15 protein-coding genes are annotated in these 20,340 nt (G+C 68.3%); 8 read left to right on the forward strand and 7 right to left on the reverse strand.

Translation table 11 applies throughout. The features are described from left to right. The first annotated feature begins 32 nt into the window (after window positions 1-32). The gene (locus AC24R4_RS13495; protein WP_400396138.1) at window positions 33-662 is read left to right on the forward strand and encodes an RNA polymerase sigma factor; all 630 of its coding nucleotides are present in this window, start codon (window positions 33-35) and stop codon (window positions 660-662) included. Next, window positions 649-1,446, forward strand: coding sequence for an anti-sigma factor family protein (locus tag AC24R4_RS13500; protein ID WP_400396136.1), 798 nt, complete (start codon window positions 649-651; stop codon window positions 1,444-1,446). The genes AC24R4_RS13495 and AC24R4_RS13500 overlap by 14 nt, the downstream gene beginning before the upstream one ends. A gap of 179 nt (window positions 1,447-1,625) precedes the next feature. Here the strand turns inward: AC24R4_RS13500 and AC24R4_RS13505 are convergent, their stop codons facing one another. The 4 genes from AC24R4_RS13505 to AC24R4_RS13520 all read right to left on the reverse strand — a co-directional run bounded on the left by AC24R4_RS13505 (window position 1,626) and on the right by AC24R4_RS13520 (window position 5,943). Continuing rightward, a complete protein-coding gene (locus AC24R4_RS13505; protein ID WP_400395279.1) occupies window positions 1,626-3,878 on the reverse strand; it encodes a xanthine dehydrogenase family protein molybdopterin-binding subunit in 2,253 nt (750 codons plus the stop codon). A 9-nt stretch (window positions 3,879-3,887) separates the two neighbouring features. Next, window positions 3,888-4,355, reverse strand: a complete 468-nt coding sequence (locus AC24R4_RS13510) for a (2Fe-2S)-binding protein (RefSeq protein WP_400395276.1) — start codon at window positions 4,353-4,355, stop codon at window positions 3,888-3,890. A gap of 163 nt (window positions 4,356-4,518) precedes the next feature. Continuing rightward, the gene (locus AC24R4_RS13515; protein WP_487523244.1) at window positions 4,519-5,397 is read right to left on the reverse strand and encodes a c-type cytochrome; all 879 of its coding nucleotides are present in this window, start codon (window positions 5,395-5,397) and stop codon (window positions 4,519-4,521) included. Between the two features lie 135 nt (window positions 5,398-5,532). After that, window positions 5,533-5,943: a nuclear transport factor 2 family protein gene (locus AC24R4_RS13520; protein ID WP_400395272.1), complete on the reverse strand. Its 411-nt coding sequence runs from the start codon at window positions 5,941-5,943 to the stop codon at window positions 5,533-5,535. Window positions 5,944-6,261: 318 nt separating this feature from the next. On the opposite strand from AC24R4_RS13520, the gene AC24R4_RS13525 reads away from it, so the two are divergent. From AC24R4_RS13525 to AC24R4_RS13545, 5 genes are all read left to right on the forward strand, one after another. After that, a complete protein-coding gene (locus AC24R4_RS13525; protein ID WP_487523245.1) occupies window positions 6,262-9,633 on the forward strand; it encodes a diguanylate cyclase in 3,372 nt (1,123 codons plus the stop codon). A 302-nt stretch (window positions 9,634-9,935) separates the two neighbouring features. After that, entirely contained in the window at window positions 9,936-11,240 is a 1,305-nt protein-coding gene (locus AC24R4_RS13530) for a dicarboxylate/amino acid:cation symporter (RefSeq protein ID WP_400393869.1), read from the forward strand. Between the two features lie 251 nt (window positions 11,241-11,491). After that, window positions 11,492-13,384 carry a sensor histidine kinase gene (locus AC24R4_RS13535; protein WP_400393868.1) on the forward strand — a complete coding sequence of 631 codons (1,893 nt, stop codon included), beginning with the start codon at window positions 11,492-11,494 and terminating at the stop codon, window positions 13,382-13,384. Then, window positions 13,374-14,750 (forward strand): sigma-54-dependent transcriptional regulator, encoded by a 1,377-nt coding sequence (locus tag AC24R4_RS13540; protein ID WP_400393866.1) that lies wholly within the window; start codon window positions 13,374-13,376, stop codon window positions 14,748-14,750. Before AC24R4_RS13535 ends, AC24R4_RS13540 begins: the two co-directional genes overlap by 11 nt. A gap of 496 nt (window positions 14,751-15,246) precedes the next feature. Next, window positions 15,247-15,846, forward strand: a complete 600-nt coding sequence (locus AC24R4_RS13545; protein ID WP_153946709.1) for a helix-turn-helix domain-containing protein — start codon at window positions 15,247-15,249, stop codon at window positions 15,844-15,846. Between the two features lie 68 nt (window positions 15,847-15,914). Here the strand turns inward: AC24R4_RS13545 and AC24R4_RS13550 are convergent, their stop codons facing one another. Further along, a complete protein-coding gene (locus tag AC24R4_RS13550) occupies window positions 15,915-17,018 on the reverse strand; it encodes an ornithine cyclodeaminase (protein ID WP_487523246.1) in 1,104 nt (367 codons plus the stop codon). A 12-nt stretch (window positions 17,019-17,030) separates the two neighbouring features. Then, window positions 17,031-17,903 carry a dimethylarginine dimethylaminohydrolase family protein gene (locus AC24R4_RS13555; RefSeq protein ID WP_400396895.1) on the reverse strand — a complete coding sequence of 291 codons (873 nt, stop codon included), beginning with the start codon at window positions 17,901-17,903 and terminating at the stop codon, window positions 17,031-17,033. A gap of 189 nt (window positions 17,904-18,092) precedes the next feature. On the opposite strand from AC24R4_RS13555, the gene AC24R4_RS13560 reads away from it, so the two are divergent. Then, window positions 18,093-18,515, forward strand: coding sequence for an Lrp/AsnC family transcriptional regulator (locus tag AC24R4_RS13560; RefSeq protein ID WP_092595042.1), 423 nt, complete (start codon window positions 18,093-18,095; stop codon window positions 18,513-18,515). A 12-nt stretch (window positions 18,516-18,527) separates the two neighbouring features. Here the strand turns inward: AC24R4_RS13560 and AC24R4_RS13565 are convergent, their stop codons facing one another. Beyond that, on the reverse strand, window positions 18,528-20,333 hold the full coding sequence (locus AC24R4_RS13565; RefSeq protein ID WP_487523247.1) for a chloride channel protein: 1,806 nt from the start codon (window positions 20,331-20,333) through the stop codon (window positions 18,528-18,530). Between the last annotated feature and the right edge of the window lie 7 nt (window positions 20,334-20,340).

Raw genomic sequence — 20,340 nt, forward strand, 5'->3', positions numbered from 1 at the left:
GTGCCCTGCCGATCCGCCCTTCGAGGACTGACTTGGACGCCGCCAACACGCGCCGCAGATTCGACACCCTGGTGCTGCCGCACCTGGATGCCGCGTACAACCTGGCCCGCTGGCTGTGTGGCAATGCGGGCGATGCCGACGACGTGGTGCAGGAGGCCTTCCTGCGCGCGTTCCGGCTGTTCGGGGGCTTCCGCGGCGACCAGGCCCGGCCATGGCTGCTGGCCATCGTGCGCAACACGTGGTTCACCACCTGGCAGAAGCGCCGCGCGGCGGCGGAAACGGGCTACGACGAATCGCTGATCGATGCCGACCTGCCCGACTGGCACGGCGCGCCCGGCGATCCGGAACAGTGGCTGCTGCGCGACGAGGACGTCCGGCTGGTCCATGCGGCGCTGGAGCGGCTGCCAGTGGCGTTTCGGGAGGTGCTGGTGTTACGCGAACTGGAGGAACTGCACTATCGCGACATCGCGCGCATTGCCGACATTCCGGTAGGCACCGTGATGTCGCGGCTGGCGCGCGGCCGCCGCATGCTGGCCGCCGCCGTGGTGGCGCTGCGCGATGGCACGCCGCAGCCGGCGGCCAGCGGCTTGCCGGCCGCCTCCGGCCTGAACCCCGACGACCCCATTCCCCCCGCAGGAGACCGGCGCCATGGATTGCAATGAAGCCCGCCAGCTGCTGCACGCCACCGCCGACGGCGAGGTGGGCGCGGCCGACAGCGTGCGGCTGGAACGGCATCTCGAAGACTGCGACGGTTGCGTGGACGCCCTGAGCCACCTGCAGGCGCTGCACCGCGCCACGCGGCGCGGCGCCACCTACCACCGCGCCCCGGCCGAACTGCGCGCCCGCATTCTCGACGCCCTGCCCGACCCCGCCGACAGCGGGCTCGCCGATCCGTCACCCGACGCACCGGCCGGCTGGCGGCGCTGGTTCGCGTGGTCGCCACCGGTCAATGCCGCGCTGGCCGCCGTGACGGCGGCGGCCGTCGGCCTGAGCCTGTTTCAGTACAACACCGCGCCGTCGCCGGACGACCTGCTGGCCAGCAGCATCGTCGCCAGCCATGTGCGCGGGCTGATCTCGAACCGGGCCAGCGATGTGTTCTCGACCGACCAGCACACGGTCAAGCCGTGGTTCAACGGCCGCATCGACTACGCGCCCGATGTCCGCGACCTGGCTTCGGCCGGTTTTCCGCTGGTCGGCGGCCGGGTGGACTTTGTCGACGGGCAGCGCGTGGCCGTGCTGGTCTATCAGCGCCGCCAGCATCCGGTGGACGTCTTCGTGATACCGGGCGCGGGCGCCCGCGTGGGGGAACGGGTCCGGCAGGGATACCAGCTCGAAAGCTGGACGGCCGGCGGCATGCGCTACGTGGCGATCACCGACGCGTCGGCGGGCGACCTGCGCAAGTTCGTGCAGGCGTGGCGCAATGCGGAGGATGGGGAGCGCCGGTGAGGCGTAAGCCCTGATGGTCTGAGTGTTTGCTCCCCTCTCCCACTTGTGGGAGAGGGGTTGGGGGAGAGGGCGAGCGGCTCAAGCCACGACACGTCGCAATTTGAAACGCCATGCCCTCTCCCCCGGCCCCTCTCCCGCATCGCGGGAGAGGGGAGCACACAAGGGCAGGAAGAATCCGCTCAGGCCATCACGAACGGCAGCTGACGCTGGCGCTTGCCCGTGAGGCGGAACAGCGCGTTGGCCACGGCCGGGGCAATGCCGGGCGTGCCCGGTTCGCCCAGGCCGGTCGGGTTGTCGTTCGACGGCACGAAGAACACGTCCACCACCGGCGTGTCGGGCATGCGCGGCGGCGGATAGTCGGGGAAGTTGCTGTTCTTGACCATGCCGTTTTCCATCTCGATGGCAAAGCCCGGCTTGATCATCGATAGCCCGAACACGCAGCCGCCCTGGACCTGCGCCTCGGCGGTCAGCGGATTGACCACGCGGTTCGCATGCACGCCGGCCGTCACGCGATGCACGCGCGGCTCGCCCTTCACCACCGACACGTCGACGATATAGGCCACCACCGAGCCGAACGACTCGTGCACGGCCACGCCCCAGGCATGCCCCTTCGGAAGCTTCGTCTTGCCATAGCCCGACCTGTCCACGGCCAGCTGCAGCGCGGCGCGATGGCGCGCGTGCTTCTTCTCGTCCAGCCGCGCCAGGCGCCAGGCCACCGGGTCCTGCCTGGCGGCCGTGGCCATCTCGTCGGCCAGCGTTTCCTTGACGAATGCCGTGTGCGTGTTGCCCACCGAGCGCCACCACAGCACCGGCACATCCACCTTCGGATGGTGCACGTGCACCTGCAGCGGCAGGTCGTAGTCGTTCTCGACGATGCCTTCGGTCATCGTGGCGTCCACGCCGTTCTTGACCATCATCGGCTCGAACGGCGTACCGGTGATGATCGACTGGCCGACGATGGTGTGCTGCCAGCCCACGACCTTGCCCTGGGCGTCCACGCCGATGCGGGCGCGATGCACGTGCAGCGGGCGGTAGTAGCCGCCCTTGATGTCGTCCTCGCGGCTCCACATCACCTTGATCGGCTCGGTATGGCCGTTGGCCACCCAGGCGCGCAGCACGTTGGCCGACTCCACGAGGTAGTCCGACGTCGGCACGGCGCGGCGGCCGAAGCCACCGCCGGCCATCATCGTGTTCAGCGTCACCTTCTCGGGCGTCAGTTGCAGCGTGCGGGCGATGGCGCCCTGGTCGATGGTCTGGAACTGCGAGCCCACCCACACCTTCACGGCGGTCACCTTGTTGCCGGCCACCTCGGGCTGCAGCGTGCAGTTCAGCGGCTCCATCGGCGCGTGGGCCAGGTACGGCACGCGATACTCGGCGTCGATGACCTTGGCCGCGCCCGACAGCACGGTGTCGATATTGCCGCCTTCGAGCGGCCTGGCCACGATGCCCGGCTGCGCGGCCAGCTTGCTGAACTGGTCGAACAGCGCGGCCGTGCTGACCGTCGAACCGGCGTCTTCCCAGACGATCTCCAGCGCGTCGCGCGCGGTCTTGGCCGGCCAGTAGCCGTCGGCCACCACCGCCACGCCCGAACCGCCGCGATCGGTGTTCACCAGCATCACATCGGCCACGCCCTTGATCTTGCGCGCGCGGTCGGCGTTGAACGACTTGACCTTGCCGCCGAAGCGCGGCGGGTGCGCTACCACGGCCACCTTCATGTCCTTGAGCCGGACGTCCATGCCGAACACCGGGTCGCCGTGCAGCTTCGATGCGGCGTCCAGGCGCGGCGTGGGCTTGCCGACGATGCGGAACTGGGCCGGGTCCTTGAGCTTGACCTGGGCCGGCACCGGCAGGCCCATGGCCGCCTGCGCCAGTTCGCCGTACGTGGCGCGGTTGTTGCCCGACGTGACCACGCCCATCGACGCGGTGCAGCTGGCCGGATCGACCTCCCACTTCTGCGCGGCGGCGCCGATCAGCATGGCCCGCGCCCGCGCACCCAGTTCGCGGTACTGCTCGAACGAATGGTTCAGCGCCGTCGAGCCGCCGGTCATCTGGATACCGAACATCGGGTCCTTGTACGCATCACCGGCCGGGGCCAGGATGGCGCGCACGTTCTTCCAGTCGACGTCCAGTTCCTCGGCCAGCGCCATCGGCAGCGCCGTATGCACGCCCTGGCCGAATTCGAGCCGGTTCACGGCGATGGTCACCGTGTTGTCCGGCGCGATGGTCAGGAACGCCTGCGGCGGCGCCGCCGGCCTGGCCGGCGCCTGCTGGGCCAGCGCGGCATCCACGCCGACGATGCCGAGCGCAAACCCGCTGCCCGCCAGGCCCGACATCTTCAGAAAGCTGCGCCGCGACAGCGTGGCCGCCGCTTCCGGTTGCGCAGCGGGCGCACCGCTGCCGCCCGCCAGGGCTTCAATCCCTCGAATACGCATGGCAGCCCCTTATGCCTTGACGGCGATGGCACGCGAGGCGTCCTTGATCGCCGCGCGAATCCGTTGATAGGTGCCGCAGCGGCAGACGTTGCCGGCCATGGCCTGGTCGATATCGGCATCGCTGGGCCGCGGCTTGCTGCGCAGCAGGCCCACGGCGCTCATCACCTGCCCGTTCTGGCAGTAGCCGCACTGGGCCACGTCGTGCTTGAGCCAGGCCGCCAGCACGGCCTTGCCGACCGGGTCGTCGCCCATGCTTTCAATCGTGTTGATCTTGCTGCCGGCCGTGGCCGAGATCGGCATCACGCAGCTGCGCGTGGCCTGGCCGTTGATATGGACGGTGCAGGCGCCGCACGCGGCCATGCCACAACCGAACTTGGTGCCGGTCATGCCAAGGTTGTCGCGCAGGGCCCACAACAGTGGCGTGGACGGATCGGCGTCCACCTCCACGGTCTTGCCGTTGAGGGTGAGGGTCGTCATTTGGGGGTGCTCCTTGGGTGCTTGGCCCAGTCGGTTATTCGCGCGTCACGCCGGGCCAATGGCAAAAGATCCCTGGCCACCCGGCGAACCCGTGGAGCATAGTAGAAATATGAAAAGCTTGCGCAGTCCCGCTCACATCCTGCGGTGCGCACCATAACCGGGATTATTTCTGGCTCAGGAACAGATAGAGCGCCTGCAGGTCGGTTTCGTTCATGTTGGCGAAGGCGGTGAACGGCATCACGCGGCTGACGTCGGTGCCGTCGGGCCGTTTGCCGGTGCGCATCATGGTCACGAACTGGTCGGCCGCGGGGTAGTGCTTCATCGCCCCGCCCGGCTGCAGGTTGGCGGCGGGCGGCCAGTCGGGCGGCGCGCCGGGGATATGGCCGCCGCGCAGCTGGGTCCCGTGGCAGCCCTTGCACGAATTGGCCACGTACGCGCCGTACTGGGCGTTCACGGCCGCGGCCACCGGGGCCGCGGGCGGCAGGCTGTGGTCGATCTTGCCGGCGGCGTCCTGGATCACGCCAGCGCCATACATGCCCCGGATGAACCATGGCAACTGCACCTCGCCGGGACGGCCCGGGCCGGGTGGCAGGCTCTGGACATAGGCCACCAGCGCGCCAAAGTCTTCGTTGGACAGCCGGTTGTAATCCTCGCTGGGCATCACCAGCAGCGGCCGGCCCGACGGCGCCACGCCATGCCGGATGGCACGGTCCCAGTCCTGGGGCTGGAATCTGGCGATATCGGGGTTGGCGCGGGTCAGGTCGGGGGCGAAGACCCGGAATCCGTTGGATTCATCGAACACCTGGCGGCCGTTGCCCTTGGCGCCGTGACAGTCCGCGCAGCCGCGCGACTCATATAGATACCTGCCATGGGCGATGGCCGTGGCGTCGGTCGGGATCGTCACCGGCTGCACGGCCACGTCGATCTTGCGCTGGAGCTTGCGGCCGCCCCACCAGTACGTGCTGCCCACGGCCAGCACCACGAACACCACGAAGGCAACCAGCGCGGCGCTGGCAATGCGGAAGAATCGCTTGACGTCCATGGGTATCCCCCGTGAGCGGCCATCGAGAAAGCGCAGATTGCGCCGCCCGATTGAAACGGGCGCGCGCGTCGCGTTCCGTGCGGGATCGTACAGAAGCTGCGCCAGCGCCGCCAGCCCGGGGGATACGCGCGGCGCTCAGCCCGCCAGCCCGGCCGGGGCGCGGTCGATAAAGCCGGTCATGCCGGCCAGGCGGCCATCGTCGGCAATCGTGGCAAAGTCGGTGCCCACCACCAGCGCGGCTTCGCCGGCCGGGCCCAGTTCCCAGGTAAAGCGCAGGTTGGCGCCGTGGGCGTCCACCGGCGATACGCGGCGGAACACGAAGCCGGGGAAGCGGGCCTGCACGCCGGCAATCATGGCGTCGATGCCGGCGTGGCCGTCGCCGCGCATCAGCGGGTCCACGTACACGGCCGACTCGGTCCAGGTCCGGCCGATCAGGGCGCGGCGGCGGACGGCGTCGGTTTCGTTCCAGGCGGCCAGGTAACGGTCGGCCAGTTCTGCCAGGTCGGTCGTGGCGGCGCTGGCGTTCGGGGCGATGGTGGCGGTCATGGCATTGCTCCTTGTGGTTGAGGACCTGCAGGGGTTGATCACGTCATGGCCTCATCATGGATGCCCGCCGGCCGCAGCACGATTACGCCTCAGGTAATCGCCACGATTCCGCCGCCAGGCGCCGCCCACGCCGCCCGCCATACCAGCTTTCGGCCTGCGGCGCCAGTCCCAACAAAGCCATGCAGATGCCCCTATCCCGGCCGTCAGATTCCGCCTGGCGCGACTACAGTGCCACCTACGCTGGGCAGGGTGCGGCCATTGCATTCCTGCCGGCATGGCTTTCGGCGCGCCAGGCGCGCCCCAGGAAACCCGAATCTGATGACGCCTGACAGGGCCGCGCCCCCTTCGAACCTTCCGTCCATCGCACGCCTCGGCATCTGGCGTCCGCTGCTGCTGGCGGCTGCGGGCTACTTCGTGCTGGCGCTGGCCGGCCTGTGGCTGGCGCGCGTTCCGGGTCACGCGGCGGCCGTGTGGCTGGCCAATGCCTTTGGCCTGGGCATGCTGCTGCACCGCCCCACCCGCGAGGCGCCGGCGCTGCTGGCGACCATGCTGGCTTCCAATATTGCCGCTGACATCGTCGTCGCCGGGCATCCGCTGGGCGCCGCGCTGCTGCTGTCGGCCGCCAACCTGGTCGAACTGGCCGGGTCGGCCGTGCTGCTGCAGGTCATGGTCGGCCGCCATGCGCTGGCCCGTCCCGGACAACTGACCACCTTTGCGCTGACGCTCGGCATTGCCTCGACCGTCGGGCCGGCCCTGAGCGGGCTGCTGGGCGCCTGGGTCATCTCGGCGCGCTATGGCACGCCGTTTCCCACGGTCTGGTGGAACTGGTGGAATGCCGGCGCCGTCGGCATGGTGATGCTGCTGCCGCTGATGGTGTCGCTGTCGCGCGAACGCGTGCGCGCCACCTGCCAGCGCCCGATGCTGCTGCGGCTGGCCGGGCTGTTCACGCTGTGCGTGGGCATCGGCGCCGGCGCCATCCGCGCCGGCCATGACCCGTTCGTGGTGATGTCGTTGCCGCTGGTCATCGTCGCGCTGGCCAGCAACCCGTTTGCCACGGCGCTGCTGGCGCTGCTGTCGGCGGTGGCCGCCGAATGCATCGGGCTGGTCTCGGGCACGGAATTCCTGGCCGCCCGCTCGGTGCCGTTGTCGGGGGCGCTGGTCATGGTGTTCCCGGTCTGCATTGCGTTCATGACCGAGCAGAACCGCAAGGGCCGGCTGGAATTGCGCAGCAGCGAGCGGCGCTTTCGCCAGGCGCTGGAGCACTCGGCCATCGGCATGGCGCTGGTGGGCATGGACGGGCGCTGGCAGATGGTCAACCGCGCCATGGTCGACCTGCTGGGCTACAGCGCCGACGAACTGCGCGACCTGCCGTTCCAGCTGATGACCCACCCCGACGACCTCGCGGCCGACCTCAGGCTCGTAGAACGGCTATTGGCCGGCGAGATCGACTCGTATCGTCTGGAAAAACGCTACCGTCACAAGAGCGGCCATTACCTGTGGACGCTGCTGGCGGTATCGCTGGTGCGCGACGACAACACCGGACGGCCCGACCATTTCATCGCGCAGGTGGAAGACATCCACACGCGCAAGCTGGCGCAGGAACAGCTGGAACAGCTGACCCGCCGCACCCAGCTGGCCGTGGAAGCGGGCGGCGTGGGCATCTGGGAATGGGATTTCACGCAGGCGGCGATCACCTGGGACACCCGCATGCACGCGCTGCACGGCACCGCGCCCGAGCTTGGGCCGCCGACGCTGGCCCAGTGGATCGCGATGGTCCACCCCGAGGACGTGAGCCGCGTCAGCACCGAAATGCGCCAGGCCATCCGGGGCGTGCGCCGCTTCGACACCGAATACCGCGTGGTGCGGCCCACGGGCGAGATCCGCCACGTGCGCGCCATGGCCACCATCTCGCGCCACGAGGACGACACCACGCGGGCGCTGGTGGGCACCAACTGGGACATCACCGAACAGCGCAACCTGAACCGGGCGCTGTTCGAGGAGAAGGAACGCCTGCACATCACGCTGCGCTCGATTGGCGATGCCGTGATCTGCACGGACCGCGTGATGCGCGTGACGTTCATGAACCCGATTGCCGAGCAGCTGACCGGCTGGAACCTGGACGCCGCCATGGGCCAGCCGCTGGACCAGGTGTTCCGCATCGTCGACGAAGACACCGACCTGGTCATCCCCAGCCCGGTCGAGCAATGCCTGGAAACGCTGCGTCCGGCCTATCTGCAGGAAGGCGCGGTGCTGCAGAGCCTGACCGGCGAACGCCATGACGTGCAGGATTCCGCCGCGCCCGTGCTGGCCAACGACGGCAGCGTGCTGGGCGCCGTGCTGGTGTTCCAGGACATCACCACGTCGCGGGCGCTGCAGCGCGAACTGGCCCACTCGGCCACGCACGACGCGCTGACCGGCCTGCCCAACCGTGCCTGGTTCGAAAAACGCCTGCGTGAAGCCTGCGAGAGCGCCCGGCTGCACGGCCATCGCGCCGCACTCTGCTTTATCGACCTGGACCGTTTCAAGATCGTCAACGACACGGCCGGCCATGGTGCGGGCGACGTGCTGCTGCGCGAACTGGGCTACGTGATCCGCCACCAGGTGCGGCCCGACGACCTGCTGGCCCGCCTGGGGGGCGACGAATTCGCGCTGCTGCTCAAGGACTGCAGCATCGAACACGCCGAGCAGGTCTGCATGAAAGTGATCGACGCCGTGCGCGAACGGCGCTTTCCGTGGGATGGCCGCGTCTACGACGTGGGCGCCAGCATCGGCATCGCCGCCATCGACAACGACGTGCCGCCGGTCAGCGAACTGATGAGCCGTGCCGATGTGGCCTGCTACGCCGCCAAGGCCGCCGGGCGCAACCGCGTGTCGGTCTATCGCCGTGACGAAAGCGACGCACGCCGCCATCACCGCGAACTGGAGGTGGCCGCCGGTATCCATTCGGCGCTGGAAGCCAACCGCTTCCGGCTGTACGCGCAGGAAATCTGCTCGCTGCGTCCGGGCGAGGACGATTCGCGCCACGTGGAAATCCTGGTGCGGATGGTGGACGAACAGGGCACGCTGATCATGCCGGGCGCGTTCATCCCGGCCGCCGAACGCTACGACCTGATGGGCCATATCGACCGCTGGGTGATCCGCAACGTGCTGCAGCAGTACGGCGACCGCCTGGCCAGCGTGCCGGGGCTGTCTGTGTCGATCAACCTGTCGGCCAATTCGCTGGGCGAGCCGTTCCTGCTGCCCTTCCTGCATGCCGCGCTGGAAGACTCGGCCCTGCCGGCCGACCGCATCCGGCTGGAAATCACCGAGACCGCGCTGATCAACAACATGACCGCCGCCAGCCGCGTGGTGGCCGACATGCGCAGCGCGGGCTGCACCGTCGCGCTGGACGATTTCGGCGCCGGCCTGTCGTCGTTTGCCTATCTGAAGCAGTTCCCGGTCGACTATCTCAAGATCGACGGCAGCTTTATCCGCAACCTGGCCAAGAACGCCGTGGACCGCGAGATCGTCAGCTCGATCAACGACATCGGCCATCGGCTGGGCGTGCGCACCGTGGCCGAATGGGTCGAGGACGAAAGCACGCTCCACACACTGCGGGCCATCGGGGTCGATTACGCGCAGGGCTATGCCATCGGCAAGCCCATGCCGCTGGAAGCCTTTCTCGACACCTGCGAGGGCCTGCCGGCCTGATCCTTCCCGCGCGCGGCGCGAAATTGCGCACCGCAGCATGCGCCGGACACCACATTGCCGCGCAACGCCGTTCGGAAATCCGGACGGCGTTTTGCGCTGGGCGTTCGGATTCCCGAACCGTGCGCCGGCGCCGCTTCAAAAATCCCTTTGTATTCATCGCTTTACATCTGTATCCAAGTGCAACCGGGCTGGCACGGCTCGTGCAATCTAGCCGCCGCCGTATGACATCCGGTCCCGGGTGCGCAGCCCTCCCCCAGGGCCGTTCGTGCGCCCGGTCCGGCACAAAGGAGGATGTACCCACGATGACAAAACGACTGCCAACCCTGATTTTTGTTGCGATGCTGCTCGGCGTGATCGTCGGCAGTGCCGCGCACAACATGGCCCCGGACGCGGCCATGGCCAAGTCGATCGCCGATCACCTGTCGATCCTGACCGACGTGTTCCTGCGGATGATCAAGATGATCATCGGCCCGCTGGTGTTTGCCACGCTGGTGTCGGGCATTGCCAGCATGGGCGACGGCAAGACCGTCGGCCGCATCGGCCTGAAGGCCATGGCGTGGTTCATGGCCGCATCGATCACGTCGCTGCTGCTGGGCCTGCTGATGGCCAACGTGCTGGCCCCGGGCCATGGCATGAACCTGCCCCTGCCGGCCGCCGACGCCGCGTCGAACCTGAAGACCGGCGCCCTGAACCTGCGCGACTTTGTCGCCCACATGTTCCCGAAGAGCTTTGTCGAGGCCATGGCCACCAACGAGGTGCTGCAGATCGTGGTGTTCTCGCTGTTCTTCGGCTTCGCGCTGGGCACGCTCAAGGACGGCGTGGGCAAGCCCGTGCTGGCCGCCATCGACGGCCTGGGCCACATCATGCTGAAGGTCACCAACTACGTGATGGCGTTCGCGCCGCTGGGCGTGTTCGGCGCCGTGGCGGCCGTGATCACCGCGCAGGGCCTGGGCGTGCTGGTGGTGTACGCCAAGCTGCTGGGCAGCGTGTACCTGTCGCTGGCGCTGCTGTGGATCGCGCTGATCGCCGGGGGCTACTACTTCCTGGGCCGCGACATCTTCAAGCTGATCCGCCAGCTGCGCGCGCCGCTGATGATCGGCTTTGCCACGGCCAGCAGCGAATCGGCCTATCCGAAGGTCATCGACCAGCTGAACCGCTTTGGCGTGAAGAGCCGCATCACCAATTTCGTGCTGCCGCTGGGCTATTCGTTCAACCTCGACGGCTCGATCATGTACACGTCGTTCGCCGCGCTGTTCGTGGCGCAGGTGTACGGCATCCAGCTGTCGCTGTCGCAGCAGATCACGATGCTGCTGGTGCTGCTGGTGACCAGCAAGGGCATCGCCGGGGTGCCGCGCGCATCGCTGGTGGTGGTGGCCGCCGTGCTGCCGATGTTCGGCCTGCCCGAGGCCGGCATCCTGCTCGTGCTGGGCATCGACCATGTTCTGGACATGGGCCGCACCGTGACCAATGTGCTTGGCAACGCCATTGCCACAACCGTTGTCGCCAAAAGCGAGAACGCGATTGGCGCGCCGGAACTGTCTGACGAGGCAGATACCTCGGCTGACGACGCCGGCCTGACACCCGTTCAGGCCCTGGCCAGCAAGTAAGCTGGCTGGAGGCGTGCCAGGGGCCCGGCTGCCGATCAGGCGGCCGGGCCTTTTTGCGTTTACGGATTCCGGCGGCGGCAGGCAGCGTGACCCGAACGGGTGAACCCCCAAGGCGCCGCTTCGGACGGCGTGGCCGCCGGCTGTGGTAAAACGTCGCCTTGCCGCACCGCACCGGGCAATTTGCGAGTGGTCCTCCGATCACATACCCCGCCCGATACGCCACCCGGCAACGTCCGCATTCCCGAATCCGCATGATCGTGTCCCCCTCCGACGGCGACCAGGCGTCCCTTTCGCCCTGGCGCCGCATGGCTCCCTTTGTCGCCCTGCTTGCGCTGGCCGTCCTGGTCACCGGGGCCGGCTGGCTGGGCTATCGCTATACCTACGATGCCGCGTTGACCCGCCAGGCCGAGCGCGGCCAGGTGCAGATGCGGCTGTACGCCCAGGCGCTGGAAAGCGAACTGGCCCGCTATGACTACGTGCCGAGCCTGCTGTCGCTGGACGCGCGCATCGACGCCCTGCTGCGCCATCCCGGCTCGGCCGAGCGCGTGTCGCAGGCCAACGCCTACCTGGCGGCCCTGAACGGCCGCGCCGGCACCCGGGTCATCTACCTGCTCGACGCCCGCGGCAAGGTGCTGGCCACCAGCAATTTCCAGCGGCCGGACAGCTATCTGGGCGAAGACCTGAGCTTCCGCCCGTACTTCCGCACCGCCATCGAAGGCCAGCTGGGGCGCTTCTACGGCGTGGGCACCACGCGCAGCGAGTCGGGGTACTACCTGTCGGCGCCGCTGGGCGACCGCGATCACCCGGTGGGCGTGGCCGTGGTCAAGATCGGGCTGGAACCGCTGGAAAACCGCTGGCAGGGCAACGACAGCCAGATGCTGCTGGCCGACGAGAACGGCGTGGTGATCCTGGCATCGGACCCATCGTGGAAGCTTGCCGCGCTGCGGCCGCTGTCGGACGACCAGCGCGCGCGGCTGGACCGCAGCCTGCAATACAACCGCGCCCCGCTGCCGCAACTGGCGCTGAGCACGGTGCGGCCGCTGGCCAATGGCCCGTCGCAGGGCGGCGACGCGCTGGTGCGGCTGCGCCAGGGGCCGCCGATGCTGGCCCAGCACCTGGCCCTGCCCGGCACCGACTGGGACCTGACCCTGCTGACCAATACATCCCAGGCACGCGTGGCCGCGCTCAACAGCGCCGCGCTGGCCGGCGTGCTGGCCGCCTTCGTGCTGCTGCTGGGCGCCGCCTGGAACGTGCGGCGGCGCATCGTGGGCGAGCGCCTGGCGGCGCGCGCCGCACTGGAAGCCGCCAACAGCGAGCTCGAACGCAAGGTGGCCGAGCGCACCGCCGACCTGTCCGCCACCAACCAGCAGTTGCAGGCCGAGGTCGGCGAGCGGATCCGGACCGAAACCTACCTGCGCCAGGCCCAGGACGGACTGATGCAGGCCGGCAAGCTGGCTGCCGTGGGACAGATGTCCGCCGGCATCGCCCACGAACTGAACCAGCCGCTGGCGGCCTTGCGCACGCTGTCGGGCAACACGGGCAAGTTCATCGCCCAGGGCGACTACGACACCGCGCAAGGCAACCTCGAACGGATCATCGGCCTGGTGGAGCGCATGGGCCGTATCACCGGCGCGCTGAAGTCGTTCGCGCGCAATCCCGCCGCTGGCCAGGGCCACAGCGCCCGGCTGGCCGATGCCGTGGACAACGCGCTGTTCCTGCTGGAAACGCGCGTGGCCGACGTGGGCCCGCGCATCGAGCGCGATATCGACGCCTGCCTGACCGTGCGCTGCGACCCGAACCGTCTGGAGCAGGTGCTGGTGAACCTGATCGGCAACGCGCTCGATGCGCTGAAGGGCCGGCGAGACCCGCGCCTGTCGCTGCACGCCTACGCGTCGGGCGGCATGATCCACCTGACCGTACGCGACAACGGGCCGGGGCTCTCGGAGACCGCGTTCGCGCGGTTGTTCGAGCCGTTCTTCACCACCAAGCCCGCCGGCGAAGGCCTGGGGCTGGGGCTGACGCTGTCGGCCGGCATCCTGAGCGAAAACGGCGGCACCCTGACCGCGATCAATCACCCCGACGGCGGCGCCTGCTTCACGGTGGCCCTGCCGCGCGTTACCGAGGAACTGCGCCATGTCGGCTGAACCGGGCCACGTCATCGAAGCGGCCGGCGCCCACGCCGCCCTGACGGTGCTGATCGTCGAAGACGATGCCGACGTGCGGCTGGGCTGCGAACAGGCGCTCCGGCTCGAAGGTATCGCCACGCGCGCCGTGGGCAGCGCGGAAGCCGCGCTGCGCGAGGCAGAGGCCGGTTTTGCCGGCATCGTCGTCAGCGACATCCACCTGCCCGGCGCCGACGGCATGGCCCTGCTGCGCGAACTCGGCGCGCGCGATGCGGCGTTGCCCGTGATCATGATTACCGGCCATGGCGACGTATCGCTGGCGGTACAGGCCATGAAACAAGGCGCCTACGACTTTCTTGAGAAGCCGTTCTCGCCGGAGCGGCTCGTGGCCACCTGCCGCCGGGCGCTGGACAAGCGCCGGCTGGCCCTGGAAGTGGCCGACCTGCGCGCCCGTCTGGCAGGCCGCGAGGGCCTGGCCGCGCGGCTGATCGGCCATTCGCCGGCCATCGAGCGGCTGCGCCAGATGATCGCCGGCATTGGCGACACGGCGGCCAACGTGCTGATCCACGGCGAAACCGGTACCGGCAAGGAACTGGTGGCGCGCTGCCTGCACGAAGCCAGCGGGCGCCGCGCGAAACACTTCGTGCCGATCAACTGTGGCGGCCTGCCCGAACAGCTGTTCGAGTCCGAGATCTTCGGCCACGAGGCGGGCGCGTTCACGGGCGCGGCCAAGCGCCGGATCGGCAAGATCGAGCACGCCGAAGGCGGCACGCTGTTCCTCGACGAAATCGAGAGCATGCCGATGCCGATGCAGATCAAGCTGCTGCGTGTGCTGCAGGAGCGCGTGGTGGAGCGGCTCGGGTCAAACCAGCCGGTGCCGGTGAACACGCGCGTGGTGGCCGCCACCAAGGCCGATCTGCGCGCGCTGGCCGATGCCAGTCAATTCCGCGCCGATCTCTACTATCGCCTGAACGTGGTCACGCTCGAACTGCCGCCGCTGCGCGAACGCCGCGAAGACGTGCCGTTGCTGTTCGAACACTTTCTGGCGCAGGCCGCGTTGCGCTTCGAGCGCGAGGCCGTTCCGCCCACGCCGGCCGAAATGGCGGCCCTGGTGGCCTACCCGTGGCCCGGCAACGTGCGCGAACTGCGCAACCTGGCCGAACGCCATGTGCTGGGACTGGGCTGCGATCCCGCCCAGGGCGGCGCCGCGCCCGAGGCGCTGCCGTTGCCCCAGGCCGTGGAGCAGTTCGAACGTGCGTTGATCGCCGATGCATTGCGCCGTCACGCCGGCAACCTGACGCGTGCCGGCGAGGCCCTGGGCGTGGCCAAGACCACGCTGTTCGACAAGGTGCGCAAGTACGGCCTGTCGAGCGGCGGTGCCAGCTAAGTACAACGCCACGGGCGCAAATGTGTCAAATGTATATAACCGGGGAACCTGTACGTCGCGTGCGCAGTCTGTTGATCCGGTACGCGACGCCTGCGGCATAAATGTCGGGCGTCATGCCGTTGTCCATCGCTGTCTACCGAATTGCAACGATGTTCGTTAAACAACAAAAGTGTGACGCCAATCATTGCTTTCCCTGTGGCAACGAATCATCTTGAAGCCATACTATTGGCATCCGGCAATCGGGCGGCGCCACAAGCGTCGCGGCGATGGCTGACCAGGCGACAAAGATCGCCACTGCAGCAAGCGGGCACGGCTACCTGAAGCCGTTGCTACGTCAACAGGAACAAAGCAACAAAGACCGGCCGGGGAGCGGGTCGACAGCAATCAGGGTCAGTAAAAACAGCAGCCCGGTCATTTGACCGACGTGGCGTGTCCGAGGACGCCCGTGCGGCACGCGCGTCGTGCTGTGCTGCTGATCGACACTACGGGTGATTGGATGAAACTGGATCCAGAACTGGCTGAAAAGCCGTACTACAGCACGCGAACCGCTGCAAAACTTCTCAACGTATCGCTGGGCACCGTCCAGAAAATGGTGGAACGCGGTGAACTTGGCGCCTGGAAAACCAATGGCGGCCACCGGCGCATCCACAAGGAAACCGTGCATCGCCTGCTGGCAAACCGCGCCATGCCGGATGTCGGCATCGAGCACAATCTCGACCTCGTGGTGTTCCACCCGAACCACACCGAAGCGCAGCGCATCAGTGCCCAGCTGGGCAAATGGTCGCTGCCGCTGAAGACGCAGGTACTGGAGGACGTGGTGGACACGGTCATTACTTCGGTCGATGCGCGGCCTCGCGTGGTGCTCTACTACGTGGAGGAACTCAACGACGCGGAATCCGCCACGATCGAAAAACTGCAGAACTTCTTCTCGCGGCAGCGCGTGATCTTCGCGGTCATCACCAACCGCCAGGCCTACGACGGCGTGGCGGACGCCCTGCAGCAATGGGGCATCATGGTGTTCCTGAAGACACCGTCGCTGGAGGAAATCAAAGGCTTCCTGCGTGCCCAACTGATGATGGGCCGCACCGGCGCTTAAGGTTTCATTAAGGTTCGACGTGCAACGGCCCGGACACCGCGTCCGGGCCATTTTTTTTGGCGCGCCCGTCAGGCCGATGCGACGGCCTCGCGCGCCTGCGCAAGCATCCCCCCGCCGTCGGCCTGCATCATCCACCCATAGAGATCGCGCGGGTCCGGAGGCATGGCCACAAGCGCCACGAAGCGGCCGGCATCGCGCTGCGCCGCGGCCGCATGCAACCACCGCAGCGCCGCATAATCCTCCAGCGCAAAGCCGACCGAATCGAAAACGGTCACCTCCCCGGCATGCGCGCGGCCCGGCGCCGCACCCGAGAGCACCTGCCACAGCTCGCTGACGGGCGCCTCGGGCCACTGCTGGATCTCGCCTTCGATGCGTGACTGCGGCGCATACTCCACCACAATGCGCGCGCCACGCAGGATATCGACGTGCAACTCGGTCTTGCCAGGACAGTCGCCGCCCACGGCGTTCAGATGCATGCCCGGTTGCACCATGTCAGGCGTCAGGATGGTCGCGCGGGTCTTGTCGGCGGTGACCGTGGTCACGATGTCGGCACCCGCCAGTGCATCGCGCACCGATCGGACTGGCACGATCTCCAGACCTGGCACTTTCGCCAAATTGCGCGTCAGCCGCGCCGTCGCCGACGGATCGATATCGAAGGCCCGCACGGTCGTGATGCCCGCGATGGCGTGAAATGCCAGCGACTGGAACTCGGCCTGCGCGCCGTTGCCGATCAGTGCCATGGTGCGTGCCCCCGGCCGGGCCATGGCCTGTGCGGCCAGCGCGGAAGTGGCCGCGGTGCGCAGCGCCGTGGCCAGGGTCAGATCGGCCAGCAGCAGCGGAAAGCCGGTCTGCACATCGGCCAGCATGCCGCACGCCATGACCGTGGGCAGCGCGAACCGTGCATTGCGCGGATGCCCATTGACGTACTTGTATGCGAACCGCGTGCCATCGCTGACCGGCATCAGTTCGATCACGCCCACCGCCGAATGGCTCGCCAACCTCGCAGATTTCTCAAATTCGTGCCAGCGCAGGAAGTCATCACGCACACAGCCGGCCATCTGCACGATGGCTTGCGGGACGCCCACGCCCCGCACCAGCGCCGCGACATCGTCTGCATCGAGAAAGCGCGTCAGCACGTTCGCTTCCCGGGTCAATTCCGTGTTCGTTCTCATGGCGGATCTCCTTCATGCCGCAGCGGCACGCCGCATCGGCGTGCTGGCGCGGTCGAGCCGCAAGGTCATGCAGTACGCGCCGCCGCCCGACAGCATGTACGGCGTCAGGTCCACCTCGTGCAGCCGATACCCGCGCCGACCCAGTTCATGGCGTAAATGCGATGTGGTGCGCGTCATCACCACGTGGTCGTCCAGATTGACCGCGTTGACGCTGAAGTGGCGCAGGTCGTCCTCGGTGGCCTCGATGCGCTGGACCATCGGGACGCGTGCGCGCAGCGTGCGCAGCGCATTCTCGGTGAAGGCCGGCGGGTAGTACAGCACTTCGCCGCCCGATAGCGGACAGAAGCACACGTCGAGGTGATAGCTCTGCTCGGTGGCCAGTTCCAGCGCCACCACCTCCTGGTCGAATTCGCGCGCCATGGCGTCGGCTGCCTCGCGGGACGAGCGCGGCCCGTAGCCGGCCCAGAAATGGCCGCGCCGCGCGTCCCAGATGCAATCGCCCGCGCCTTCCTGAAAACAGCCGTCGGGCAGCAGCGCCACGCTGTCGATCAGGCCGCGCGCCCGCAGGTCGTCGAAGATCGCCGCGAACGGCTGTTCCTCGCCGCGCCGCTGCGGGTAGCGAAAGCGCGCCAGCACCGCCTTGCCATCGAGCACCACGGCGGCATTGGCCGGAAACACCATGTCGGGCTGGCCCGCCACACCCTCGGCCACTTCCACGGCAAACCCGGCACGGCCCAGCGCATCGTGCAGCGCGTCGAACGACGCCAGCGCGCGCAGGTGCATGCCGCCGGGGTCGCGCGCCCAGGCGTCGGGGTCCATCCACGGATTGATGCTGTATGACACGTCGTAAAACGTTGGGGCCACCAGCAGGATGGTCGGGCGCATAAGGGGGCGGATGGTCGGGGGATGGATCACGGCGGCTCTCCTCTGTTCTGGATGAATGGCGATGTCGTGAGTGCATTCTCCTGCCCGTCGGCGCCAACGAATAGTTAGCAAACTGGACAAATCGCTATGCACGTTTGACAATTTGTCGGCATTGGCTGGCAATCTGCCAAGACCTGCCGGAGAGACGCCATGGATGCGACCGATCGACAACTGCTGGGCCTGCTGCGCGACAACGCCCGCACGCCGGTGACGGCGCTGGCCCGCGCCCTGCGCGTCTCGCGCGCCACGGTGCAGAACCGGATCGAGAAACTGGAGAAGGAAGGCCAGATCGTGGGCTATACGGTGCGGCTCAAGCCTGAGGCCGAACCGCACCGCATCCGCGCATGGATGACGGTGGCCGTGGAGGGCAACAAGGCGCGCCAGGTGCTGCAGGCGCTACGTGGCGATCCCAACGTGCAGACGCTGCATACGACCAACGGCCGTTGGGACATCATTGCCGAACTGCGCGCCGATACGCTGGAGCAGTTCGACCGCACGCTCGACCGCATCCGGCTGGTCGATGGCATTTCGGCCACCGAGACCAGCATCCTGCTGTCGAGCTACAAGCTGTAGCCGCCGCCCCGCCTACGAACCCTGGCGCGCGGCCGCCTGCACGGCGCCGCGCAGCCGCTCGCGGTGCGTTTCCTCGTGCAGCGCATGCTCGCTGGGCGCCAGCAGGTCGCGCAGCGACACGATCCCCACCAGCCGCATGCTGACCAGGCTGTCGACCACCGGCATGCGCGCCACGCTCAGCGCCGCCATCTGCCCGGCCGCCGCGCGCCCGGTTTGCGCCGGCAGCAGCACGGTAGGCGTGCCCTTGTCGGAAAGCCCGGCCTGGGCGGCGATCAGGTCGCCACAGCACAGGCCCGCATCGTCGCCGGCATGGGCGGCCGTGATGGCGGATCGATGGAGCATGCCCAGCACCCGCCCTTCGGCCACCACCGGATAGGCACGATGCGCGGCGTGGCTGCCGAAGTGGCGCGCTAGCGCCACGGCCACCGGCATGGCGGCGTCGATGGTCACCACATCGCGCGTCATCAGGTCTTCCACATGCGAGCGTTCCAGCGGATCGACGCCATATTCGCGGTAGATGTGCAGGCCGCGCCGCGCGATCTTCTCGGTCATGATGCCGCGCTTCATGGTCAGCACCGAGAAGCCGCAGGCCACCGCCGTGGTCAGCAGCAGCGGCAGCAGGGCCTCGCTGTCATGCGTCAGGCCGAACGCAAACACGATGGCGGTCAGCGGCGCGCCGAGCACGCTGCCGAGCACGCCGGCCATGCAGACCAGCGCCCACAGGCCCGGCGAGCCGCCCGGGAGAATCGGGCCCAGCACTACACCCAGGCCGGCGCCGAGCATCAGCAGCGGCGCCAGCACCCCGCCCGACGTGCCCGAGCCCAGCGCGGCAATCCAGATCACGGCCTTGACCGCCAGCAGCGCCACGGCCACCTCGATGGCCAGCCGGTTGTTGAGCAGGTCGCCGATCACGTCGTAGCCCACACCCAGTGCGCGCGGCTCGAAGTATCCGCCGATGCCCACCACCAGGCCGCCGATGGCCGGCCACCACATCCAGTGCAGGCGCAGCTTGCCGAAGGCATCCTCGGTGCGGTACAGCGCCAGCGTCAGCGCCGCCCCCAGCACGCCGCACAGTAGCCCGGCCAGCACGCACGACCCCAGCGCCACCGTGCCGGCGGCGGCCGTCTGCAGCGGAAACAGCGGGCCCGCCTCGAACACGAACGGCCGCAGGAAGCCGGCCACCGCGCAGGCCAGCGCCACCGGCAGCAGGCTGCGCGGGCGCAGTTCGAACAGCAGCAGCTCGATGGCCAGCAGCACGGCGGCCACCGGCGTGCCGAAGATCGCCGTCATGCCCGCGCAGGCGCCGGCCACCAGCAGCGTCTTGCGCTCGGCGGCGGTCAGGTGCAGGTATTGCGCCAGCAGCGACGCAATCGAGCCGCCCGTCATGATGATCGGGCCCTCCGCGCCGAACGGGCCGCCGCTGCCGATCACGATGCCCGACGACAGCGGCTTGAGCACCGCCACCTTTGGCGACATCTTGCTCTTGCCGAACAGCACGGCCTCGATGGCCTCGGGAATGCCGTGGCCGCGGATCTTGTCGCTGCCGTAGCGGGCCATCAGCCCGACGATCAGGCCGCCCAGGGCCGGTACGACGATCACCCAGGGCCCCAGCGCATGGTGGGCCGGCGAGCGCTCGGCGAACGACAGGGTCTGGAAAAAGAACAGATTGGTGAAAAAACGGATCAGGTTGACCAGCACGAATGCTGCACCTGTACTGATGCCGCCAATGACCAGCGCGATGCCTGCCAGCATGGGCAGGCGGCCGTTGACGGCGTAGTCGCGCTTGACGGAATGGTGCGTTGCGGAATGATTAGACATGGACGAA

Source organism: Cupriavidus sp. CER-90 (assembly GCF_057652055.1).

Coding starts and splice junctions, on each gene's coding strand:
- AC24R4_RS13525 (WP_487523245.1), top strand. CDS start 6,262: ATGACGCCTGACAGGGCCGCGCCCCCTTCGAACCTTCCGTCCATCGCA.
- AC24R4_RS13515 (WP_487523244.1), bottom strand. CDS start 5,397: ATGGACGTCAAGCGATTCTTCCGCATTGCCAGCGCCGCGCTGGTTGCC.
- AC24R4_RS13520 (WP_400395272.1), bottom strand. CDS start 5,943: ATGACCGCCACCATCGCCCCGAACGCCAGCGCCGCCACGACCGACCTG.
- AC24R4_RS13535 (WP_400393868.1), top strand. CDS start 11,492: ATGATCGTGTCCCCCTCCGACGGCGACCAGGCGTCCCTTTCGCCCTGG.
- AC24R4_RS13560 (WP_092595042.1), top strand. CDS start 18,093: ATGGATGCGACCGATCGACAACTGCTGGGCCTGCTGCGCGACAACGCC.
- AC24R4_RS13550 (WP_487523246.1), bottom strand. CDS start 17,018: ATGAGAACGAACACGGAATTGACCCGGGAAGCGAACGTGCTGACGCGC.
- AC24R4_RS13505 (WP_400395279.1), bottom strand. CDS start 3,878: ATGCGTATTCGAGGGATTGAAGCCCTGGCGGGCGGCAGCGGTGCGCCC.
- AC24R4_RS13555 (WP_400396895.1), bottom strand. CDS start 17,903: ATGCGCCCGACCATCCTGCTGGTGGCCCCAACGTTTTACGACGTGTCA.
- AC24R4_RS13500 (WP_400396136.1), top strand. CDS start 649: ATGGATTGCAATGAAGCCCGCCAGCTGCTGCACGCCACCGCCGACGGC.
- AC24R4_RS13510 (WP_400395276.1), bottom strand. CDS start 4,355: ATGACGACCCTCACCCTCAACGGCAAGACCGTGGAGGTGGACGCCGAT.
- AC24R4_RS13545 (WP_153946709.1), top strand. CDS start 15,247: ATGAAACTGGATCCAGAACTGGCTGAAAAGCCGTACTACAGCACGCGA.
- AC24R4_RS13530 (WP_400393869.1), top strand. CDS start 9,936: ATGACAAAACGACTGCCAACCCTGATTTTTGTTGCGATGCTGCTCGGC.
- AC24R4_RS13565 (WP_487523247.1), bottom strand. CDS start 20,333: ATGTCTAATCATTCCGCAACGCACCATTCCGTCAAGCGCGACTACGCC.
- AC24R4_RS13540 (WP_400393866.1), top strand. CDS start 13,374: ATGTCGGCTGAACCGGGCCACGTCATCGAAGCGGCCGGCGCCCACGCC.